Below are 19,611 nucleotides of genomic sequence, written 5' to 3' on the forward strand. Positions count from 1 at the left end.
GGCCGTCGTACGGCCTAGCCGCGCCGGGCGGGCTTGTCGAAGCGCCACCCCTCGGACCTTAGCTCGGGAATGATCTGGTCAACTGCCTCTATGGTCTGCGTCCGGTCCCCGCCGCCGTCGTGAAGCAGGACAACTCCCCCGGGGGTGATGCCTTCCCGCAGGCGGCGCACCAGCTCCGCGGTTCCCGGCGGTTCCCAGTCGCCGACCGCTGTAGCCCAGCCGAGGGGTTGCATGCCCATCGCGGCCGCCACCTCGGGCGTCCGGCCCCAGCTGCCGTACGGGGCCCGGAAGTATTTGATGTCAGCGCCGGGGACAGCCTCGCGGATGACCGCGCTGGTTTCTTCGAGATCCGCCCTGATGGCCTCGGGACTCCACGTCGCCATGTCGTCGTGATGCATGGTGTGGTTGCACAGCAGATGGCCCGCGTCGGCAATCATGCGGACGATTTCCGGATGCTGCTTCACATGGTCTCCCCAAAGGCAAAAAGTTGCTTTGACGTGGTGCTTTTGGAGAACAGCCAAGAGCTTGGGCGTGTTAATCGGGTCGGGACCGTCGTCAAAGGTCAGGCTCAGGTACTTGCCCTCGTGCCTGGTGGAATCAACGATTGCTGCTGTTGCCTGGTCCGCGTGGGCGGGTGCAGACGCGGAAAGGCTTCCAGGGACGGCTGAACCAAGAGCCAGCACGGTTGCGGCCAGGGGCAATGCTACTTTTCGCGGCATGCGCGGGCGGGCTGGGAAGTCCATGGCATTCCTTCTTGTCGTTTCGGCTTTCAAAGAGTGCCAAAGGCGTCTTACGGCAGCACCACTGCGCTATCGGACTGGCTTTGTTCGGCCGGTTCGGGCGCGTGGACGCATTGCGCCGCAGCGGGGAGTCGGGTCCAATAGCTGAAAATCGCGTTCTGGTATTTCCGGTAATTTCCGGAATGCGCTCAGCCTAGGGGCGGGCCCGCGACGCGTCAAGGGTAGGCCGCGAAACACCATCGCCCCGACGTGCGGCAGGGATCAGCCCAAGCGCGGCGCAGTGGTACTTTCCCTGAGGACAAGCTTGGTGGCCAATTCCAGCCGGGGACTTTCTACCGCTTCGCCCTGCACCATCCGAAGCAGCGTCCGCGCCGCCACTTTGCCCATGTCCGCGAGCGGTTGCCGGACTGTCGTGAGCGGAGGAGAGGCCCATCGAGCTTCTGGAAGGTCGTCGAAGCCCACAACGCTGATGTCCTCAGGAACCCTCAGACCCTTCTTGCGCACTGCCTCATACACGCCCAATGCCATCTGGTCGCTGGCCGCGAAGACAGCTGTCGGTGGGCTGGCAAGCTCCAGCAGCGTGCGGCCGGCGCGGAACCCGGACTCATAGTCGAAGTCGCCCTCCACTACCAAGGCGGAATCGAAGGCAATACCGGCAGCATCAAGGCCCGCCCGGTAGCCGTCAAGGCGCGCGCGGCTGCACCACAGCCCGGGTACCCCTGCCACGAAACCTATCCGCTGATGGCCAAGGCTGGTCAAGTGTTCAGTTGCCCCCACCGCTCCCGTCCAGTTCGTGGCGCCGATGGTCGGGACGTCCAGGTCAGGGACACCGGCAGGGTCGATCACCACCGCCGGAACGTCGAGCCGCTCGAGTTCGGCGCGCAATGACGAGTCGAGGTCCGTTGTGACCAGGATTGCGCCGTCGCTCGCCCTGGCACTGACGTTATCCAGCCACTGCCGCGTCGGGGTGGGGCTGGCGCTGCGGTGGATTGCTGAGACGACGGTGGAGGCACCGGCCTCGTTGACGGCTTCCTCCACGCCGCGGATGATCTCCACGGCCCAAGGGCTGTCCAAGTCATTGAACACGAGGTCGATAAGGCCTGACCGCATCGAGGGCCGGGCGCCCCGCCGCTGGTAGCCATGGTCGCGCAGCAGCGCTTCCACCCGTTCACGGGTACGTGGGGAGACATCGCCGCGGCCGTTGAGTACGCGAGACACAGTGGGGACAGAGACGCCGGCCTCGGCGGCAATGGCCGAGATCGTCACTGCCGGGCGCTGGGTCTCGTGCACGCATTCCTCCTGGTTTCGCTGCAAGTATAGGTTCCCGCAACCGCGGCCTGCTGGCGAAACTTTTGTCGAAACCCTTGACGCGTCCTCCGAAAGCTTCCTAGTCTACAACCACCCGCTTCCGGAAAGTTCCGGAAACTTTAGGTGCGACTCAGCGCACCACTCACTTGTACCTCAAAGGAGAGATCTCGATGAAGGTCGCCAAGACTGTCGCCGCTGCCATCATGGCGTCGGCGTTCGTCCTCCCCACTGGACTGCCTGCAGTCGCGGGGGACAATGACAAGCCGCAGCCCCCAGGCCTGGCCAAGCAGGACACGCTGCGCTGGGCAGCCCCGAAGGACGTTCGGATCGGCACCGCAGTTGCCGGCGGCGGCCATCACGAAAACATGCCGTACCCCAACCCGTTTACCTTTGACCAGCAGTACCGCAACGTCCTGGCTTCAGAGTTCAGCTCCGTATCCCCGGAAAACCAGGCCAAATGGGAATTCATCCACCCGCAGCGCGACCAATACCGTTTCGCCGAGATGGACGCGATCGTCGAGTTCGCGCAGCAGAACGGCCAAGTGGTGCGTGGCCATACGCTGTTCTGGCATAGCCAGAACCCTGCCTGGCTGGAGCAGGGCAACTTCAGCAAGGACGAGCTGCGCTCGATCCTGAAGGACCACATCACCACCGTTGTAGGACGCTACGCGGGCAAGATCCAGCAGTGGGACGTGGCGAATGAGATCCTCAACGGGGACGGGAGCCTCCGGACCACGGACAACATCTGGATCCGTGAACTTGGACCGGGGATCATCGCCGACGCTTTCCGGTGGGCCCACGAAGCCGACCCGGCCGCGAAACTTTTTTTCAATGACTATGGCGTGGAAAGCATCAACCCCAAGAGCACTGCCTACGTTGGGCTTATTTCAAAGCTCCTGGCGGAAGGGGTGCAGGTTGATGGCTTCGCCGTGCAGGGCCACCTCAGCACGCAGTACGGCTTCCCCGCCGACATGCAGGCAAATCTCCAGCGCTTCGATGACCTCGGCCTGGAGACCGCAGTAACTGAGATCGATGTCCGTATGAACATTGCTGCAGGGACCAAACCGACTGAGGCGCAGCTGGCCAAGCAGGCCAGCTACTACCAAAGGGCGCTGGAGGCATGCCTGGGCGTCGAGGACTGCAGGTCCTTCACCATCTGGGGCTTCAACGACAAGTACTCATGGGTCCCTGTCTTCTTCACCGGCCAGGGCGAGGCAACCGTGATGTGGGAGGACTACACCCGTAAGCCCTCGTACTTTGCACTGCAGTCCACGCTCCTGAAGGCAAACCCGGGCGGAGAAGCGCGGGACAGCCATCACCCCGCATACCAGCAGTAGCACCGGCAGCATTGCCAGCGGCGGCCTGGAACCATGTGAGTCCAGGCCGCCGCTGCTGTGTTCCGCCAACGCGCTTGAGTGGCAGATCCCCACGTCAGCGCAAAAAACCTGCCGTGGACCCAACCCCGTCACCCGCCGGCCGGATTGCCGTCACAGGCTCAAGGTCGAAGTAGGACCGCGCATCCGGCGGGCGGATGTCGGCAACCGCGTCACTGAAGATCCGCATCGGGTGCGGGGTGTAGGGGTGCTCGGCTATGGCCTCGAAGTCGAGTTCGATGCCCAGGCCCGGGCCTTCCGGGATGAGGATGTCGCCCTCCTCCGTCAGCTGGAGAAGTTCGGTGGAGATCTCACTCCGCCAAGGCACGTCCGTTGCCATGATCTCCAAGTACCGGAAATTCGGCAGCGCAGCGCCCAACTGCAGAGTTGCCGCGGTACTGAGCGGCCCACTCGGGTTGTGCGGTGCGAACGGGACGTAATGGGCCGCGGCAAGCGTGGAGATGAACGAAAGTTCCAGCAGGCCGCCGGCGTGCGTGACATCGGGCTGGATATAGTCCACTGCCTTGCGCGCCAAGGCGGGAATGAAGGTGTTCCGTCCCATCCAGCGCTCTCCCGCGGCGATCGCAACAGGGGATTTGGAGCGGACCTCAATGAGCGCATCAAGGCTGTCCGGCGGGCAGGGCTCTTCGAAAAATACCGGCTGGAACTGTTCGATCCCGCGGGCTACCCGGATGGCGGTCGGGACATCGAACCGGCCATGCCCCTCGATGAAAAGCTCCACATCGTCGCCCACGGCCTCCCGCACAGCGGCCACGGGCTCAAGCATGCGCCGAAGGTCTCCTGGCCCCAAAGTGAGGTCTGCAGCTTCGAACGGGTCCCACTTCAGTCCGCGGAAGCCTTGGGCGACTGTTTGTACAGCTGCCTGGGCAAATTCTTCAGGCGTCTTGGCTCCGGAGAACCAGCCGTTGGCGTAGGCGCGGACCCTGTCGCGGACCTGTCCCCCAAGCATGCGGTGGACCGGCACCCCCAGAGCGCGGGCCGAAACATCCCACATCGCCATCTCCAGTGCACTGAGCGCTGTCAACGACACCGGCCCGCCCCGCCAGTAGGCATCCCTGTTGAGTTCATAGATCGTTTGACTGATCCTGGTCGGATCCTTGCCGCGGACGGCGTCTGCAAGCACGGCAATGGCGCCACGCACCGCGTGCTCCTGGCCCTCAAGGGTTGCTTCAGCGACGCCGGTGAGACCCGAGTCGGTACTCAACCGGACGAAGATGAGGTTTGTCCGGTAGAAGTCGACGACAACGGTGTCCAGGCTGGTGATTTTCATGCGTTGACGTCTCTCTCTGATGGCGGGGCGCCGGCAGGCGGGCAGTTCAAGCCGCCGGCGGGGCCGTGGATTCGCGGACGATCACCTGCGTGGCCAGCTCAACACGGTGGGAATCGAGGACTTCCCCGCGCGCCTGGCGCAGCAGTGCCCGCAGTGCCGCCCTGCCCATCTCCTCCAGCGGCTGCGCCACTGAACTCAGGGAGGGAACCGACTGTTCACCCTGGCTTGTGCCGTCAAAACCAATCAGGCTGATGTCTTCGGGAATCCGGATCCCATGACGCCGTGCCTCACTGAGGACACCCAAGGCAATCGTGTCGCTGCCGGCGAAGATGGCCGTGGGGAGGTGGTCAAGCTTCAGCAGCTCCCTGAACCCGTTGACCCCGCTCTCGGTCCGGAACCGGCCACCGGACACGATGTACTGCGGGTCCACCTTGATGCCCTGGGCCATGAGCGCGGCCATGTACCCGTGAAGCCGGGCCTGGTTGCATTCAGAGCCCTCGATGCCGCCAATGTAGGCGATCCGGCGGTGGCCCAGCCCCAGCAGGTGTTCGGTGGCCGCCTTGCCGCCGGCCCAGTTGGTGGCGCCCACACTCACGACGTCAGCGGACGGGGGATTAAGCGGATCGATGACGACGACGGGAATCTGGCGGCGGCGGAAAGCATGCAGTTGCGCTTCGCTGAAGGCCGACGTGACCACGATCATCCCCGTCCGGCCCTCTTCCATCATCCGCTGCGCGCGGCGTTCAGGGCTGCGACGGCCGGGGACGGACTGGCCGGTCACGCTGACGAGGATTTCGGCGTCGGCAGCCGCTGCCGACTGCAGGATGCCGTTGAGGACCTCGATGGTGTAGGCGGAGTCCAGGACATCGATGACCACCTCAACCACAGTTCCGTTTTCGACGGCGGCCCGCCGCTGAAGAGGTGACTGGTACCCCGCCTGCTCCAGCACTGCCAGGATCCGGGCCCTGGTTTCCGGGGCGACGTCGTCACGGCCGTTCACCACTTTCGAGACCGTCGGCGCCGAGACCCCCGCCTGCCTTGCGACACTGGCGAGCGTGGGCTTGGTTCGCTCGGGCGATTTTGTCGTCATCAGTTCGCAATCTTTCGAAGTTCGAGGAAGCTTCATTGTGCAGAACTCGGGCATCCGCGGTCAAGGAAGCCCACAGAAACTGTGGAATCCCAAAAATATCCTCCACGATCCCCTTGACCACGCGCCCTTTTGAGGTTTTAGTTTACAGCGTGACTTAAATCACCGTTCGAAATGTTTCGAACTAAGGGTCGGAGCTGTCACCCGCATCCTCGACAGCAGAATTCAAATGGAGAAGCAATGAAGCAACCCCAGACCTCGCGCCGCTCTTTCCTCGCCCTTGCTGCGCTGACCCCCTTTGCAGTGGCCGCCACCTCGGCCTGCGGCACTTCCGGGCCGGGCGCGGCGAGCAACGGCGGCAGCGGCGGCGCCAGCATGTGGTACCTGACCGGCGAGCCGAACCAGACCACCATGCAGAAGGCCGTGGATGCCTTCAACTCGGCCAATTCGGCCGACAAGATCACTGTCACCTTCTTCCAGAACGACGCGTACAAGACCAAGATCAAAACCGCCATCGGTGCCAACCAGGCGCCCACCATCATCTACGGCTGGGGCGGCGGTGGCCTGAAGACCTACGCGGAAGCCAACCAGGTTGAGGACCTGACCGCCTGGTTCGACCAGAACCCCGACCTGAAGAAGAAGCTCTTCCCGTCCTCGTTCGGTGCAGCCACCGTCAACGGCAAGATCTACGCCCTGCCCAACCAGTACGTGGCCCCGATCGTCCTGTTCTACAACAAGGAACTCTTCCAGAAGGCGGGCGTCCAGCCGCCCAAGACCTGGGACGACATTATGTCGCTGGTCAAGACCTTCAACGGCATGGGCGTGGCACCCTTCTCCCTGGGCGGCCAGTCGCGCTGGACCTCCATGATGTGGCTGGAGTACCTGCTGGACCGCATTGGCGGCGCCGACGTCTTCAAGGCGATCTTCGAGGGCAAGCCCAATGCCTGGATGGACCCTGCCGTGATCGAAACCGGCACCAAGATCCAGGAACTCGTCTCCGCCGAAGGCTTCATTAAGGGTTTCTCCTCCATCACCGCCGACTCCCAGGCAGACCAGGCCCTGTTGTTCTCGGGCAAGGCAGCCATGATGCTGCACGGCTCCTGGACCTACGGCGCCATGAAGAAGGCCGGCCAGAACTTCGTCCAGGACGGAAAACTCGGCTTCGTCCACTTCCCCACCATCCCTGGCGGCAAGGGTGATCCCAAGAACGGCGTGGGAAACCCCGCCTCGTACATGTCGATCTCCTCCAAGGCCAGCGACAAGGAGAAGGAGTCAGCCAAGAAGTTCTTCAAGGACGGCATCCTGACCGACACGGTCGTCGAGGCCTACATCAACTCCGGTTCTGTGCCCATCGTCAACGGCATCGAGGACAAGCTCAACACCTCGCCGGACAAGGAGTTCTTGAACTTCGTCTACGACCTGGCCAAGAACGCCCCGAGCTTCCAGCAGTCCTGGGACCAGGCCCTGAGCCCCACCGCGGCCGAAGCCCTGCTGAACAACATCGACCAGCTGTTCCTTAAGTCGATCACGCCCCAGCAGTTCGCCGAGAACATGAATGCCACCCTGGGCAAATGAGTAACACCGTCTCCACCGCGCCCAGGGCGGCCGTCAGGGAAACCAAGTCCCAGCCAACTGAACAACGCAAGGCCGCCCTGGCATGGCTGACGATACCCGCACTGTTCTTCTTCCTGGTGTTCGCCGTCATCCCGCTGGCCGGAGTGTTCATGCTCAGCTTCACCAGCTGGGACGGCATCGGCGCCATCGGGATGGCAGGCCTGGACAACTGGTTCTCCGTCCTCGCAGATCCGGGGCTGTACAACGCCCTGGGCCTGACCTTCCTGATCATGATGGTTTCGTGGCTGGTGCAGACTCCCATCAGCCTCCTGCTGGGCGTCTTCACCGCGGGCAGCCAGAAGTACCGCGCGGCCCTGGCCGTGCTGTACTTCCTGCCGCTGCTGCTCTCGTCCGCTGCGGTGGCCATCGCCTTCAAGGCCTTGCTGGACCCCAACTTCGGGCTGGCAACCGGCCTCGGGCTGCCTTTCCTGGCGCAGGACTGGCTGGGTGTGCCCCACCTCGCCCTCGGCCTGGTCATTTTCGTCATCGCCTGGCAGTTCGTGCCGTTCCACACGCTCATCTACCAAGGCGGCGTGCGGCAGATCCCGAAGTCCCTCTACGAGGCAGCCCAGATCGACGGGGCCGGAACCATCAAGCAGTTCTTCCACATCACCCTGCCGCAGTTGAAGTACACCATCATCACTTCCTCCACGCTGATGGTGGTGGGTTCCTTGACCTACTTCGACCTGATCTTCGTCCTGACCGGCGGAGGGCCGGGCAACTCCACCCGGATCCTGGCCCTGGACATGTACCTGAGGGGTTTCCGCGCCAACCTCATGGGACCGGCCAGCGTCATCGCCGTCATTCTCGTCATCATCGGCCTTGCACTTGCCTTGTTCCTCCAGCGCCTTGGAGGCAAGGACAAGCAGGGCAGCCAATTGGAAGGTTTGTAGGGTGAGTACCGTCCTGAAAAGCAATGCGCAGGAGGCCGGGACCGCTTCGGCTGGCGGCTCCACGGCCGCCAGCCGGGGAATGGGTCAGCGGCTGAGGCGGCTCAACATCCCCGGCGGCCTGGGCGGCTGGCTTTGGCTGGCCATCATCATCCTGCCGATCTACTACGTGGTGATCACCAGCCTCAAGACGCAGGCGGGCTACTTCGGCCAGAATCCGCTGGCCCTGCCCACCGAGCCGACGCTGGAGAACTATCAACTGGTCCTTGAGGCGGATTTCGCCCAGTACTTCATGAACAGCGCCATCGTCACGCTCGGTTCCGTGATCCCGACGGTGCTGATTTCCTTCATGGCCTCGTTCGCCATCGTCCGCGGGGCCGGCCGGTTCCTGAAGCTGGTCAACGGCATGTTCCTCATGGGCCTGGCCATTCCGCTGCAGGCCACGATCATCCCCGTCTACCTGATGATCATCCGGCTCAACCTGTACGACAGCCTGCTGGCGCTGATGCTGCCGTCCATAGCCTTTGCCATCCCGCTGACAGTGCTGATCCTGTCCAACTTCATCCGCGACGTCCCGAACGAACTGTTCGAGTCCATGCGGCTGGACGGCTGCAGTGAGTGGCAGACGATGTGGCGGCTCGCCCTGCCCCTGACCCGCCCGGCCATCGTGACCGTTGCCATCTACAACGGCCTGCACGTCTGGAACGGGTTCCTGCTTCCGCTGGTCCTCACCCAGAGCCCCAGCCTGCGGGTCCTCCCCCTGGGTCTGTGGACCTTCCAAGGTGAGTTCAGCGTCAACATCCCGGCCGTACTCGCCTCCGTGGTGCTCAGCACCCTGCCCATCCTGGTGCTGTACGTCGTCGGCCGGCGCCAGCTGCTCGCAGGCCTGACCGCCGGCTTCAGCAAGTAATACCCGGGACTTCCAGAAAGGACTCTAAACATGACCACCGCAAAGCCCCTGCGGGTCGGCATGGTGGGCTACGCCTTCATGGGTGCGGCCCACTCCCACGCCTGGCGCACCGCGCCGCGGTTTTTCGACCTGCCCCTGCAGCCACGGCTGACCGCGGTGGCCGGCAGGAATGCCGACGGCGTGCGCGCCGCAGCAGACAAGCTGGGCTGGGAGTCGGTTGAGACCGACTGGCGGCGCCTGATCGAACGCGACGACATCGACCTCATCGACATCTGCACCCCCGGCAACACCCACGCAGAGATTGCCATCGCCGCCCTTGAAGCCGGCAAGCACGTGCTGTGTGAGAAGCCGCTGGCCAACTCCGTGGAGGAAGCCGAACGGATGACCCTTGCCGCGGAAACCGCGGCCAAGCACGGTGTCTTCGCCATGTGTGGCTTCAGCTACCGCCGCACCCCCGCGCTGGCCCTGGCCAAGCGGTTCGTGGACCAGGGCAGGCTCGGCGAGATCCGGCACGTGCGCGCCCAGTACCTGCAGGACTGGCTCACGGATGCCAACGCCCCCATGACCTGGCGGCTGGACAAGAGCAAGTCCGGCTCCGGCTCGCTGGGTGACATCGGAGCACACAGCATCGACGCCGCGCAGTGGGTCACGGGCCAAAAAATCAGTGGAGTCTCTGCGCTGCTGGAAACGTTTGTTCCCGAGCGCCCGCTGGCCGGCGACCTGGTGGGCCTCGGCGGGCACGGCGACCTCAGCAGCGACGCCCCGCGCGGAAAGGTCACCGTGGATGACGCGGCCATCTTCAGCGCAAAGTTCGACGGCGGCGCTTCGGCGGGTGCGATCGGCGTCTTTGAGGCAACGCGCTACGCCCTGGGCAGGAAGAACGCCATGCGCCTCGAAGTCAACGGCACCAAAGGCTCCCTGGCCTTCGACTTCGAAGACATGAACGTCCTGTCCTTTTACGACGCCGCCGAATCCCCGGACGCCGGCTTCCGCCGGATCTTCGTCACCGAACCGGAGCACCCCTACGTCGGCAACTGGTGGCCCACCGGGCACGGCCTGGGGTACGAGCACGGGTTCACCCACCAGGTGGTGGACCTCGTCACCGCCATTGGTGAAGGCCGCCAGCCGGAACCGTCCTTCGCGGACGCCCTGCAGGTGCAGCGGGTCCTCGCTGCCGTGGAATCCAGCGCCGCAAATTCCTGCCAGTGGCAAAAGGTCTGAGCAGTGCTCTGCAAAGGCCATGACCAGCTTCAAGCGACCAAGGAAAAATGATGACACGACCAATCACGCTCTTCACCGGCCAATGGGCGGACCTGCCGTTCGAGGAGGTGGCGCGGCTCGCCGGCGAGTGGGGCTTCGACGGCCTGGAGATCGCTTGCTGGGGCGACCACCTGGACCCGCGCCGGGCAGCGGAGGACGACAACTACCTCCAGGGCCGGCTGGATATCCTCGAAAAGAACAACCTCCAGGTGTTCGCCATTGCCAACCACCTGACCGGCCAGGCCGTGTGTGACGACCCTATCGATGAACGCCACCAGGGCATTCTGTCGGCGGACATCTGGGGCAACGGTGAGCCTGAGGGCGTGCGCCGTCGCGCCGCCGACGCCATGAAGGACACTGCCCGGGCGGCCGCCCGCCTCGGAGTGAAGACGGTGACAGGCTTCACCGGCTCCTCCATCTGGAAGGCGGTGGCCATGTTCCCGCCTGCCTCGCAGGAAATGATCGACGCCGGATACCAGGACTTTGCGGACCGCTGGAACCCCATCCTCGACGTCTTTGACGAAGTGGGGGTGCGGTTCGCCCTGGAAGTGCACCCGTCCGAAATCGCCTACGACTACTGGACCGCCAAGCGGACCCTTGAGGCGATCGGCCACCGGGAGAACTTCGGCCTGAACTTCGACCCCTCGCACTTCATCTGGCAGGACCTGGATCCCGTTATGTTCCTGCAGGACTTCGCGGACAAGATCTTCCACGTCCACGTCAAGGAATCGGTACGCCAGCTGGATGGCCGCAACGGCCGCCTCGGCTCGCATCTTGCCTGGGCTGATCCCCGCCGCGGCTGGGACTTTGTCACGGCAGGGCACGGCGACGTGCAGTGGAACCGCATCTTCCGGACCCTGAACGCCATCGGCTACGAAGGCCCCACCAGCATCGAATGGGAAGACGCCGGAATGGACCGGCTCATCGGAGCCCCGCAGGCCCTGGCCATGGTGCAGGAGCTGGCCCGCATCGCGCCGCCGGCCGCAGCCTTCGACGCCGCCTTCTCCAGCCGCTGACCCACACTTCCCCGGTGAAGGCCGGGAGCCAACCAAAAGGAACCCAATGTCAGAACGCAAGAATGCCCTGGTCGTCCGCGGCGGCTGGGACGGCCACCAGCCCTATGAGGCCACCGAGCTTTTCATCCCCTATCTCAAGGACAACGGTTACGACGTCCGGGTAGAGGAGTCCCCCAAGGTTTACGCCGACGCGGGATACATGGCGGGGGTGGACCTGATCATGCAGTGCATGACCATGAGCACCATCGAAAAGGACGAATTCGCCGGACTGCGCGCAGCCGTGGAAAACGGCACCGGCCTGGCCGGCTGGCACGGCGGCATCGCCGATTCCTACCGCAACACCTCCGACTACCTGCACCTGATCGGCGGCCAGTTCGCCTGCCACCCCGGCAAGCACCCGGACGAGTGCATCGGCGAGCAGTCGGACAACTACGTGCCGTACACCGTCAACATGCTGCCGGCAGCCGCGGAACACCCCATCACGCAGGGCATCAAGGACTTCGACCTGGTCACCGAGCAGTACTGGGTCCTGGCGGACGACTACATCGACGTCCTCGCCACGACCACCCAGAAAGTCCGGGAGTGGGACCCCTGGCACCGGGAAGTCACCTCCCCTGCCATCTGGACCCGCCAGTGGGGCAAGGGCCGCATCTTCGTCTGCACGCCCGGGCACCGGGTGGAAATCCTGCAGGACCAGAACGTACGCACCATCATCGAAAGGGGCCTGCTGTGGGCAAGCCGTTGAACGTCGGAATCATTGGCTGCGGAGCCATCATCGCGCAGTACCTCACCAACTTCCGCCGGCTCGACCAGGTCAACCTGGTGGCCGTTGCGGACCTCGACCCGGCCCGCGCCCAGGCCGTGGCCGACGACTACGAAGGAGTCCGCGCCCTGTCCGTCGAGGAACTGCTCGCCGCGGACGACGTCGACCTGGTCCTCAACCTGACCATTCCCGCCGCCCACGCCGACGTGGCGCTGAAGGCCATCGCGGCCGGAAAGAGCGTCTACGGCGAAAAGCCGCTGGCGGCCACGACGGAAGAGGCACGCCAGGTGCTGGAGGCAGCACGCCAGGCGGGTGTCGTCGTCGGCTGTGCTCCTGACACCGTCCTGGGCACCGGCATCCAGACTGCACGCAAGGCGATCGACGACGGACTGATCGGCGCCCCCATCTCGGCGTCCGCCACCATGGTGACCCCGGGTCACGAGCGCTGGCACCCCAACCCGGACTTCTACTACCAGCCCGGCGGCGGCCCGCTCCTGGACATGGGCCCCTACTACGTCACCGCTCTGGTGACCCTCCTGGGCCCGGTCGTCTCGGTGCTGGGCGCGGCAAGCCACACCCGGAATGAACGGACCATCGGCTCCGGTCCCCGCCAGGGCGAAAAAGTGCCGGTAAACATCGACTCCCACGTCACCGGCGTCCTGGTCCACGCCTCCGGCGCGCTCTCGACCCTCTTCATGAGCTTCGACGCGGTGAAGTCCAAGTCCCCCAACATTGAAATCCATGGTGAACGCGGATCGCTGGTGGTGCCGGACCCCAACCACTTCGACGGCGACGTCCAGCTCTTCTCCCTCGGCGCCGAGGACTGGGAGACCCTTCCCGTATCCGCCGGGTACGTGGATTCCGGGCGGGGGTTCGGCATCGCGGACCTCGCCGCGACTCCGGCCGGCAAGGAGCCCCGCGCCGGCGGCGCCCTGGCCTACCACGCCTTGGAGGTCATGGAATCTGTCCTGAAGGCCGCGCACAGCGGCATGACGGTAGCGATCCGGAGCACCGTTGACCGGCCGGAAAGCGTCCCGCTGACCACCCTTGCAGAAAAGGCCGGCGCTCTGCAGCCGAAGTAACGGGGCCCCGTTTACCGGGTGCCAGGAGCCGTGCCGCGCTAATGCGTCCCGTCGCTGCGGACGGCACGGTTCCTGCCCCGGGACTTGGCCTCATACAAGGCTGCGTCCGCTGACGCGACGAGCCGGTCCACGTCGGAGGTCCCGGCGTCGTACGCTGCAATGCCGTAGCTCGCTGTCGGCATCTCCATGCCAGCCAGCGTGTCGGCGCCGGCCAGGCGCCTGCTGATTTCCTCGGCGATCGTTTCCGCGCGCTCGGCACTGGCCCCGGGGACCAGGATGACAAACTCCTCGCCGCCGTACCGCCCTGTCAGGTCCGTGGAACGCACCGTGGCCGTACAGGCGTCGGCAAAAGCCTGCAACGCGAAGTCCCCGGCCGCATGACCGTACGTATCGTTGACCCGCTTGAAGTGGTCGAGGTCGGCAAGGATCAGTGCGCCGGAGCCCCGGGTAACGCCGCGGTCGGCCAGCCGTTCCGCCGCGAGGTCCAGGAACGCTTTGCGGTTCAACAGGCCGGTCAGGTCGTCCCGGGTTGCCACCACGCGCAGGGCGCGCGTCTGCTGCTCAGTGCTCAGCGCCGCCATGCTGAAGGACACCACCACCAGCAGCAGCATGGTCACCAAGGTGGTGATGGCCGAACCAAAGACCGCGGTGAAGACCTGGCCGTCCTGGCCCTCCACCAGGAAGACCAGCCAGCGGAAGAAGTAGAAAAGGGCAACGCCTGCAGCGGCCGCCGCCAGGGGGATCCTGACCCGCGAATAGCCCGGCTCCAGGCGCCACAATTCCCGGGAGGTCAGCCCGACGGTGAGGCTCATGGCGGCGAGGAACACTGCCCCGCCGGACCAGGTGTTGGTGGCGGGGTGGTCCAGGAGGGATGCAACCAGGGTCACCAGCGGAATGCCCGTGAAGGCCCACTTCGGCGGCGGCACCGTGCGCAGCGAACGCGCTCCCGCCCAGACCGCAACCCCGCCGTGCACCAGGAGGGTGTTCCCCAGCGGGTTGGCCCACACCTGGTGGGGGGTGCCGTCCAGCAGGAAGCAGCCGGACCCGGTGAGGAAGAACAGGAGCGCGCCACACCACCACGCGGCGTACGGCGAGCGCGTCACCCGGTAAGCGGAAAAGTAGAAGAGCACCACCAGCACCAGGGCCATCAGGGCAAAAGCAATGCGCAGGGTTGCCGTATCCAGAACCATTTCCCCCAAGTCCCCCCAAAGCCCGGATGTGTCCCCGGAAAGTATCGCATTCCACCCACAGCGTGCAGAAGCATCCCTACCCCTGGGGAAAGGCTGTGAAACTCCCCTAGGGTGGGTTAAGCACAGGACGACGAAAGGGCCGCCATGCTCCTTCTCTTTGGCTTCAAGACAGTCTCCAAGGCCTTGCCGGGCCGAGCCGCCACCTGCCGCAACTGCGGCGCTTTCATCCACCACCTGCTGGAGGAGCAGGCCACCAAGTTCACGCTCTTCTTCATCCCCGTGCTCACGGTGTCCCGGAAATTCCGCATCACGTGCACCAACTGCGGCTACGTCTCCTCCCTTTCCGCACGCCAGCGCAGGGCACTGGAACGTCCCTTCTGACACCAGCGGGGAACTCCCCCGCCGGCCGGGGAGTTGTACGGGATATGGACGACCCTCCCTCACACATGCCCTGGCCCCTCTGCCGCCTGACCGGAAATCCGGCCACCACAGGAGAGGGGCGCCCCCATGTATGAATGGATCATGCTGGGCATCGGCCTGGTCCTGACCGTCGGCACCGGCTTCTTCGTCGCCTCGGAGTTCGCCCTGGTGAACCTGGACCGGCATGACCTCGAGGTCCGCCAGGCCCGCGGCGAGAAACACCTGGGCCCCACCATCAAAGCCCTGAAAATCACATCCACCCACCTCTCGGGTGCGCAGCTGGGCATCACGCTGACCACCCTCCTGACGGGCTACACCTTCGAGCCGGCCATCAGCCGGATGCTCAGCGGCCCACTCACCTCCCTGGGAGTTCCCGAAACACTCGTGCCCGCCGTCGGGTCAGTGGCCGGGATCTTCCTGGCCACGGTTTTTTCGATGGTGGTCGGTGAGCTTGTCCCCAAGAACTTCGCCCTGGCGCTGCCGCTGGCAACTGCCAAGGTGGTGGTCCCGTTCCAGGCCCTGTTCACCGCAGTGTTCAAACCCGTAATCCTGCTGTTCAACAACACCGCCAACAGGATCATCCGCGGCTTCGGCATCGAACCGAAGGAAGAGCTGTCCGGTGCGCGCAGCGCGGAGGAGCTAAGCTCCCTGGTGCGCCGGTCCGCCGTCGAGGGCGTCCTGGACCTTGACCACGCCACCCTGCTGCACCGCACCCTGCGGTTCTCGGAATACAGCGCAGCGGATGTCATGACACCGCGCGTCCGGATGGCGGCCGTCGGCACGGCCGATTCTGCCGAGGACATCCTCGCCCTGGCCACGTCCACGGGCTACTCCCGGTTCCCGGTCATCGGCCGCGACCGGGACGAGGTGCTGGGGGTACTGCACGTGAAGCAGGCCTTCGCCGTGGAACCAGGCCAACGGGTCGGGGTGGCCGCGGCGGACCTCATGGTCGAGCCGCTGCGCGTGCCCGAATCCATGGGCGTGGACACGCTCCTGGGCCTGCTCCGCCGGCAGGGCCTGCAGGTGGCCATCGTCTCCGATGAGTACGGCGGCACCGCCGGCATCGTCACCCTTGAAGACCTGGTGGAAGAGATCGTCGGCGAGCTGGAGGATGAGCACGACAGGGCACGGGCGGGCGTGGTCCGTGTTGGCCGGTCCGTCACGTTCGACGCCGCGCTGCGCCCCGACGAGCTGCTGGACCGCACCGGCATCGAGGTTCCGGACGGTGAGGAGTACGACACCGTGGGCGGGTTCGTCACGGACCGGCTGGACCGCCTCCCGGAGCTGGGCGACGAGGTGGAGGTCGACGGCGGCACGCTCCGTGTCGAGCGCGTGTCCGGCATGCACGTGGAGCGGCTGCGGTACACACCCGGCGCTTCCAGCGAACCACCGCGCAGCCAGCATGACCGGATCGTTGACACGCTGACCCAGGAGCTGACCCATGAGTGAGTACCTTCCCGGCATCGCCTGGTTGGCCGTGCTCCTGCTGGTGAACGGTTTCTTCGTGGGCGCCGAATTCGCGGTCATTTCCGCCCGCCGCTCCCAGATCGAACCCAGGGCCGAGGCCGGCAGCAAGGCGGCAAAGACCACGCTGTGGGCCATGGAGCACGCCACGCTCATGCTGGCTGCCAGCCAGCTGGGCATCACGGTGTGCTCGCTGGTGATCCTGAACGTTTCCGAGCCTGCCATCCACCACCTGCTGGAAATGCCTCTGGGCCTGACGCCGTTGTCCGGTGAGGCGGTCGGCGTCGTCTCCTTCGTTACGGCGCTGCTGCTGGTGACCTTCCTGCACGTGGTGGTGGGCGAGATGGTGCCCAAGAACATCTCCTTCTCCGTCCCCACCCGAGCCGCGCTGGTCCTCGCTCCCCCGCTGGTCATGGTGGCGAGGGTCTTCAAGCCGGTGATCTGGATGCTGAACGGGATCGCCAACTCGGTCCTCCGGTTGTTCCGGGTGGAGCCCAAGGACGAGGCAGCCAGCGCCTACACCTTGGACGAGGTGGCCACCATTGTGGAGCAGTCCACCCGGGACGGCCTGCTGAAGGACACCACCGGCGCACTGACCAACGCGTTTGAATTCACCGCCAAGACCGTGGCTGATGTCCAGGTGCCTTTGCCTGACATCGTGCTGTTGCCTGAATCCGCAACCCCGTCGGACATCCGGCAGGCCGTGGCCGGACACGGCTACTCCCGCTACATCCTCGCCAGCGGGGCCGGCGAACCCCGCGGCTACCTGCACCTCAAGGACGTCATGGACCTGGATTCCGCGGAGAAGTTCCACCGACCGGTGCCGGCCAAGCGGATACGGCGGCTGGCATCGGCGTTTGCCGGGGCGGACCTCGAGGACGCGCTGGCGGCAATGCGGCGGACCGGAGCGCATGTGGCCCGCGTGTTCGACGCCGACGGCACGACCACCGGGATGCTCTTCCTCGAGGACATCATCGAGGAGCTGGTGGGCGAGGTGCAGGACGCCACGAGCACGTAGCCGCTTTTCCGCGCCGGACCCTAGTGCCCGACGGCGGCGGGCACTAGAGTAGGACGCGTTCCCCCGCTGCCGTCCCCGGCAGGAAGACGGGGACCCGCACGAGGGAAGGGAGGTGGTTTTGATGACTGCAGTTGCAGCGCGCCCCGGGCGCACCGCACCCATCAACCCAACCACTTCCTCCCCGCGCATCCCCGCTGCCTGACTCTACCGGTCGGGAGAACCGGGCCAATGCCCGGGGGCCTTCCCGAGGTAACCATCGTGCATTCTTCTTCAGGCAAACCCCTGGACAACACCAACAACGAATCGGCTGACGGCCCCGACGCCTACGGCTACACACCCGCCGTCGCCAGTCATTTCAATGCCAACCCCTGTCCGGACGCCACCGGGCGCGGGCGGGTGGTCCGGGTGGACCGCAACCTGCTGCTCGTCGCGGTCAATGACGGACTCCTGCACCTGCCCTACCCGTTGACCGGAGATGTTCCGGTCACGGGGGACTGGGTCTGGACCGGACCCAACCGCGGCGGCGAGCGGCAGATCCTGGCCGTCCTGCCGCGCGTGTCCGCGCTCAGCCGAAAACGGGCGTTCGAGGACTCATCGGCCGAACAGGTCCTCGCCGCGAACATGGACACGGTGGGTGTGGTGGTGCCTGTGGACCGGCCCCTCACGCACAACCGGCTGGAGCGCACCCTGGTGGCAGCGTGGAATTCGGGTGCCACCCCGCTGGTGGTCATCACCAAGGCGGACCTGGTCCAGGTGGCGGACGACGTCGTCGGGAAAGTCATCCTGCAGGCCGCCGGCGTGGACGTGGTCACCACGTCGGCCGAAAGCGGTGACGGCATCGACGAACTGCTGGGGCGCATCCCGCCCGGGGGCACGGTGGTGCTCCTCGGCCCGTCCGGGGCAGGCAAGTCCACCCTGATCAACGCCCTGGTGGGCAGCGAGGTCCAGCACACGGGTGAAGTCCGGTCCGGCGACTTCAAGGGCAAGCACACCACCACGTCGCGGGAATTGGTGCCGCTCTCCAACGGAACGGTGCTGATGGACACGCCCGGCGTGCGCGGCTTCGGGCTGTTCGACGCCGAGGACGGGCTGGGCGAAATGTTCGGGGACGTGGAGGAGCTGGCCGGCCGGTGCCGGTTCGCAGACTGCGCGCACCACAGCGAGCCCGGCTGTGCAGTCCGGGATGCCATCGATGCCGGGCTCCTCCCGGAGCGCCGCTGGAACTCCTATCTGAAGATGCGGCGGGAGCTGGCATCGCTGGCGCGGCGTTCGGACGTCGCTGCGCAGCGGGCCTACCAGCGGGAGTGGCACCAGAAGGTGGTCTCGGCCGGGAAGTCGCAGCGCTGGGCAGAGCGCGAGGGCGTTGAACGGCAGGAAAGGGCCTCCGGCAAGGGGCGTAAACGGCGGCGCTGACGCGGTGGCAGGCCGCGGAGTAGGGTTCGGTCATGGACATCATCCTGGTTCCCGGTTTCTGGCTGGACGCTTCGTCCTGGGAGGACGTGACGCCCGTGCTGGAGGCGGCAGGCCACCACCCGCACCCCCTGACACTTCCAGGGAAGGAGTCGGTGGGCGCCAACCGCGCGGGCATTACCCTGCAGGACCACATCGACGCCGTGGTGGACGCCGTGGACGCGATCCCCGGCAGGGTGGTCCTGGTGGGCCATTCCGGCGGCGGCGCCATCATCCACGGCGCAGTGGACGCGCGGCCGGAAAGGGTTCTGCGCGCGATCTACGTGGACAGCGGGCCGTTGGGTGAAGGCGGGGCCATCAACGATGAACTGCAGGCTGATGGCGACGACGTGCCGCTCCCGGCCTGGGACACTTTCGACGACGCGGATCTCGTGGACCTCGACGACGGGCTCCGGCGGGCGTTCCGTGCCCGCGCCGTACCTGAGCCCCGCGGGGTGGCGTACGGCCCGCAGCACCTGCACGACGAGCGGCGCTACGAGGTTCCGGCCACGGTGATCGCCTGTGAGTTCCCGTCCGCGACACTCCGGGAGTGGATTGCGGCCCAACACCCGTATGTGGCTGAGCTGGCCCGGATCCGGGATGTGGAGTACGTGGACCTGCCCACGGGCCACTGGCCGCAGTTCACCAAGCCGGCTGAGCTTGCCGGGGCCATCCTGGCGGCTGTGGAGCGGCCCGCCGGGGAGTAACCAGGCGAAACCTCTTGCGCGATGCTTCA

General features: G+C 65.6%; 18 protein-coding genes. 13 read left to right on the forward strand and 5 right to left on the reverse strand.

What is annotated here, in order from left to right:
- Positions 1-14: 14 nt before the first annotated feature.
- The gene (locus AC3IMC_RS17820; RefSeq protein WP_490920036.1) at positions 15-743 is read right to left on the reverse strand and encodes a polysaccharide deacetylase family protein; all 729 of its coding nucleotides are present in this window, start codon (positions 741-743) and stop codon (positions 15-17) included.
- 258 nt (positions 744-1,001) lie between these two features.
- Positions 1,002-2,030 (reverse strand): LacI family DNA-binding transcriptional regulator, encoded by a 1,029-nt coding sequence (locus tag AC3IMC_RS17825; protein ID WP_490920037.1) that lies wholly within the window; start codon positions 2,028-2,030, stop codon positions 1,002-1,004.
- Positions 2,031-2,218: 188 nt separating this feature from the next.
- Between AC3IMC_RS17825 and AC3IMC_RS17830 the strand changes: the two genes are divergently transcribed.
- A complete protein-coding gene (locus AC3IMC_RS17830) occupies positions 2,219-3,385 on the forward strand; it encodes an endo-1,4-beta-xylanase (protein WP_490920039.1) in 1,167 nt (388 codons plus the stop codon).
- A 94-nt stretch (positions 3,386-3,479) separates the two neighbouring features.
- On the opposite strand, the gene AC3IMC_RS17835 is transcribed toward AC3IMC_RS17830, so the two are convergent.
- A complete protein-coding gene (locus tag AC3IMC_RS17835) occupies positions 3,480-4,712 on the reverse strand; it encodes a mandelate racemase/muconate lactonizing enzyme family protein (RefSeq protein ID WP_490920040.1) in 1,233 nt (410 codons plus the stop codon).
- 46 nt (positions 4,713-4,758) lie between these two features.
- Entirely contained in the window at positions 4,759-5,802 is a 1,044-nt protein-coding gene (locus AC3IMC_RS17840) for a LacI family DNA-binding transcriptional regulator (protein ID WP_490920042.1), read from the reverse strand.
- Between the two features lie 237 nt (positions 5,803-6,039).
- Here AC3IMC_RS17840 and AC3IMC_RS17845 point away from each other — a divergent pair, with 237 nt between their 5' ends.
- From AC3IMC_RS17845 to AC3IMC_RS17875, 7 genes are read left to right on the forward strand one after another with little or no spacing between them, the layout of a single operon-like run.
- On the forward strand, positions 6,040-7,374 hold the full coding sequence (locus AC3IMC_RS17845; protein ID WP_490920043.1) for an extracellular solute-binding protein: 1,335 nt from the start codon (positions 6,040-6,042) through the stop codon (positions 7,372-7,374).
- Positions 7,371-8,306 (forward strand): carbohydrate ABC transporter permease, encoded by a 936-nt coding sequence (locus AC3IMC_RS17850; protein ID WP_490920044.1) that lies wholly within the window; start codon positions 7,371-7,373, stop codon positions 8,304-8,306. The genes AC3IMC_RS17845 and AC3IMC_RS17850 overlap by 4 nt, the downstream gene beginning before the upstream one ends.
- Position 8,307: 1 nt before the next feature.
- Positions 8,308-9,213 carry a carbohydrate ABC transporter permease gene (locus AC3IMC_RS17855; RefSeq protein ID WP_490920045.1) on the forward strand — a complete coding sequence of 302 codons (906 nt, stop codon included), beginning with the start codon at positions 8,308-8,310 and terminating at the stop codon, positions 9,211-9,213.
- A 30-nt stretch (positions 9,214-9,243) separates the two neighbouring features.
- Positions 9,244-10,434 carry a Gfo/Idh/MocA family protein gene (locus AC3IMC_RS17860; protein WP_490920046.1) on the forward strand — a complete coding sequence of 397 codons (1,191 nt, stop codon included), beginning with the start codon at positions 9,244-9,246 and terminating at the stop codon, positions 10,432-10,434.
- 50 nt (positions 10,435-10,484) lie between these two features.
- On the forward strand, positions 10,485-11,489 hold the full coding sequence (locus tag AC3IMC_RS17865; RefSeq protein ID WP_490920048.1) for a sugar phosphate isomerase/epimerase family protein: 1,005 nt from the start codon (positions 10,485-10,487) through the stop codon (positions 11,487-11,489).
- Between the two features lie 46 nt (positions 11,490-11,535).
- Positions 11,536-12,234 carry a ThuA domain-containing protein gene (locus AC3IMC_RS17870; protein WP_490920050.1) on the forward strand — a complete coding sequence of 233 codons (699 nt, stop codon included), beginning with the start codon at positions 11,536-11,538 and terminating at the stop codon, positions 12,232-12,234.
- Entirely contained in the window at positions 12,219-13,334 is a 1,116-nt protein-coding gene (locus AC3IMC_RS17875; RefSeq protein WP_490920052.1) for a Gfo/Idh/MocA family protein, read from the forward strand. Before AC3IMC_RS17870 ends, AC3IMC_RS17875 begins: the two co-directional genes overlap by 16 nt.
- 38 nt (positions 13,335-13,372) lie before the next feature.
- Here AC3IMC_RS17875 and AC3IMC_RS17880 read toward each other — a convergent pair whose 3' ends face one another.
- A complete protein-coding gene (locus AC3IMC_RS17880) occupies positions 13,373-14,524 on the reverse strand; it encodes a GGDEF domain-containing protein (RefSeq protein WP_490920053.1) in 1,152 nt (383 codons plus the stop codon).
- 144 nt (positions 14,525-14,668) lie between these two features.
- Between AC3IMC_RS17880 and AC3IMC_RS17885 the strand changes: the two genes are divergently transcribed.
- The 5 genes from AC3IMC_RS17885 (at position 14,669) to AC3IMC_RS17905 (ending at position 19,582) form a co-directional block, all read left to right on the forward strand.
- On the forward strand, positions 14,669-14,905 hold the full coding sequence (locus AC3IMC_RS17885; RefSeq protein WP_490920054.1) for a zinc-ribbon domain-containing protein: 237 nt from the start codon (positions 14,669-14,671) through the stop codon (positions 14,903-14,905).
- Between the two features lie 126 nt (positions 14,906-15,031).
- Positions 15,032-16,393, forward strand: coding sequence for a hemolysin family protein (locus tag AC3IMC_RS17890; RefSeq protein ID WP_490920055.1), 1,362 nt, complete (start codon positions 15,032-15,034; stop codon positions 16,391-16,393).
- Positions 16,386-17,426 carry a hemolysin family protein gene (locus tag AC3IMC_RS17895; protein ID WP_490920057.1) on the forward strand — a complete coding sequence of 347 codons (1,041 nt, stop codon included), beginning with the start codon at positions 16,386-16,388 and terminating at the stop codon, positions 17,424-17,426. The genes AC3IMC_RS17890 and AC3IMC_RS17895 overlap by 8 nt, the downstream gene beginning before the upstream one ends.
- A 258-nt stretch (positions 17,427-17,684) precedes the next feature.
- The gene (gene rsgA / locus AC3IMC_RS17900) at positions 17,685-18,839 is read left to right on the forward strand and encodes a ribosome small subunit-dependent GTPase A (RefSeq protein WP_490920059.1); all 1,155 of its coding nucleotides are present in this window, start codon (positions 17,685-17,687) and stop codon (positions 18,837-18,839) included.
- A gap of 32 nt (positions 18,840-18,871) precedes the next feature.
- Entirely contained in the window at positions 18,872-19,582 is a 711-nt protein-coding gene (locus tag AC3IMC_RS17905; protein WP_490920061.1) for an alpha/beta fold hydrolase, read from the forward strand.
- Positions 19,583-19,611: the final 29 nt, after the last annotated feature.

This window comes from Arthrobacter sp. E70 (assembly GCF_058266945.1).

Bases quoted from the DNA above. Each gene is read 5' to 3' on its own strand.
- AC3IMC_RS17820 (WP_490920036.1), bottom strand. From the start codon at position 743: ATGGACTTCCCAGCCCGCCCGCGCATGCCGCGAAAAGTAGCATTGCCC.
- AC3IMC_RS17880 (WP_490920053.1), bottom strand. From the start codon at position 14,524: ATGGTTCTGGATACGGCAACCCTGCGCATTGCTTTTGCCCTGATGGCC.
- AC3IMC_RS17860 (WP_490920046.1), top strand. From the start codon at position 9,244: ATGACCACCGCAAAGCCCCTGCGGGTCGGCATGGTGGGCTACGCCTTC.
- AC3IMC_RS17885 (WP_490920054.1), top strand. From the start codon at position 14,669: ATGCTCCTTCTCTTTGGCTTCAAGACAGTCTCCAAGGCCTTGCCGGGC.
- AC3IMC_RS17840 (WP_490920042.1), bottom strand. From the start codon at position 5,802: ATGACGACAAAATCGCCCGAGCGAACCAAGCCCACGCTCGCCAGTGTC.
- AC3IMC_RS17830 (WP_490920039.1), top strand. From the start codon at position 2,219: ATGAAGGTCGCCAAGACTGTCGCCGCTGCCATCATGGCGTCGGCGTTC.
- AC3IMC_RS17905 (WP_490920061.1), top strand. From the start codon at position 18,872: ATGGACATCATCCTGGTTCCCGGTTTCTGGCTGGACGCTTCGTCCTGG.
- AC3IMC_RS17870 (WP_490920050.1), top strand. From the start codon at position 11,536: ATGTCAGAACGCAAGAATGCCCTGGTCGTCCGCGGCGGCTGGGACGGC.
- AC3IMC_RS17850 (WP_490920044.1), top strand. From the start codon at position 7,371: ATGAGTAACACCGTCTCCACCGCGCCCAGGGCGGCCGTCAGGGAAACC.
- AC3IMC_RS17890 (WP_490920055.1), top strand. From the start codon at position 15,032: ATGTATGAATGGATCATGCTGGGCATCGGCCTGGTCCTGACCGTCGGC.
- AC3IMC_RS17845 (WP_490920043.1), top strand. From the start codon at position 6,040: ATGAAGCAACCCCAGACCTCGCGCCGCTCTTTCCTCGCCCTTGCTGCG.
- AC3IMC_RS17865 (WP_490920048.1), top strand. From the start codon at position 10,485: ATGACACGACCAATCACGCTCTTCACCGGCCAATGGGCGGACCTGCCG.
- AC3IMC_RS17835 (WP_490920040.1), bottom strand. From the start codon at position 4,712: ATGAAAATCACCAGCCTGGACACCGTTGTCGTCGACTTCTACCGGACA.
- AC3IMC_RS17895 (WP_490920057.1), top strand. From the start codon at position 16,386: ATGAGTGAGTACCTTCCCGGCATCGCCTGGTTGGCCGTGCTCCTGCTG.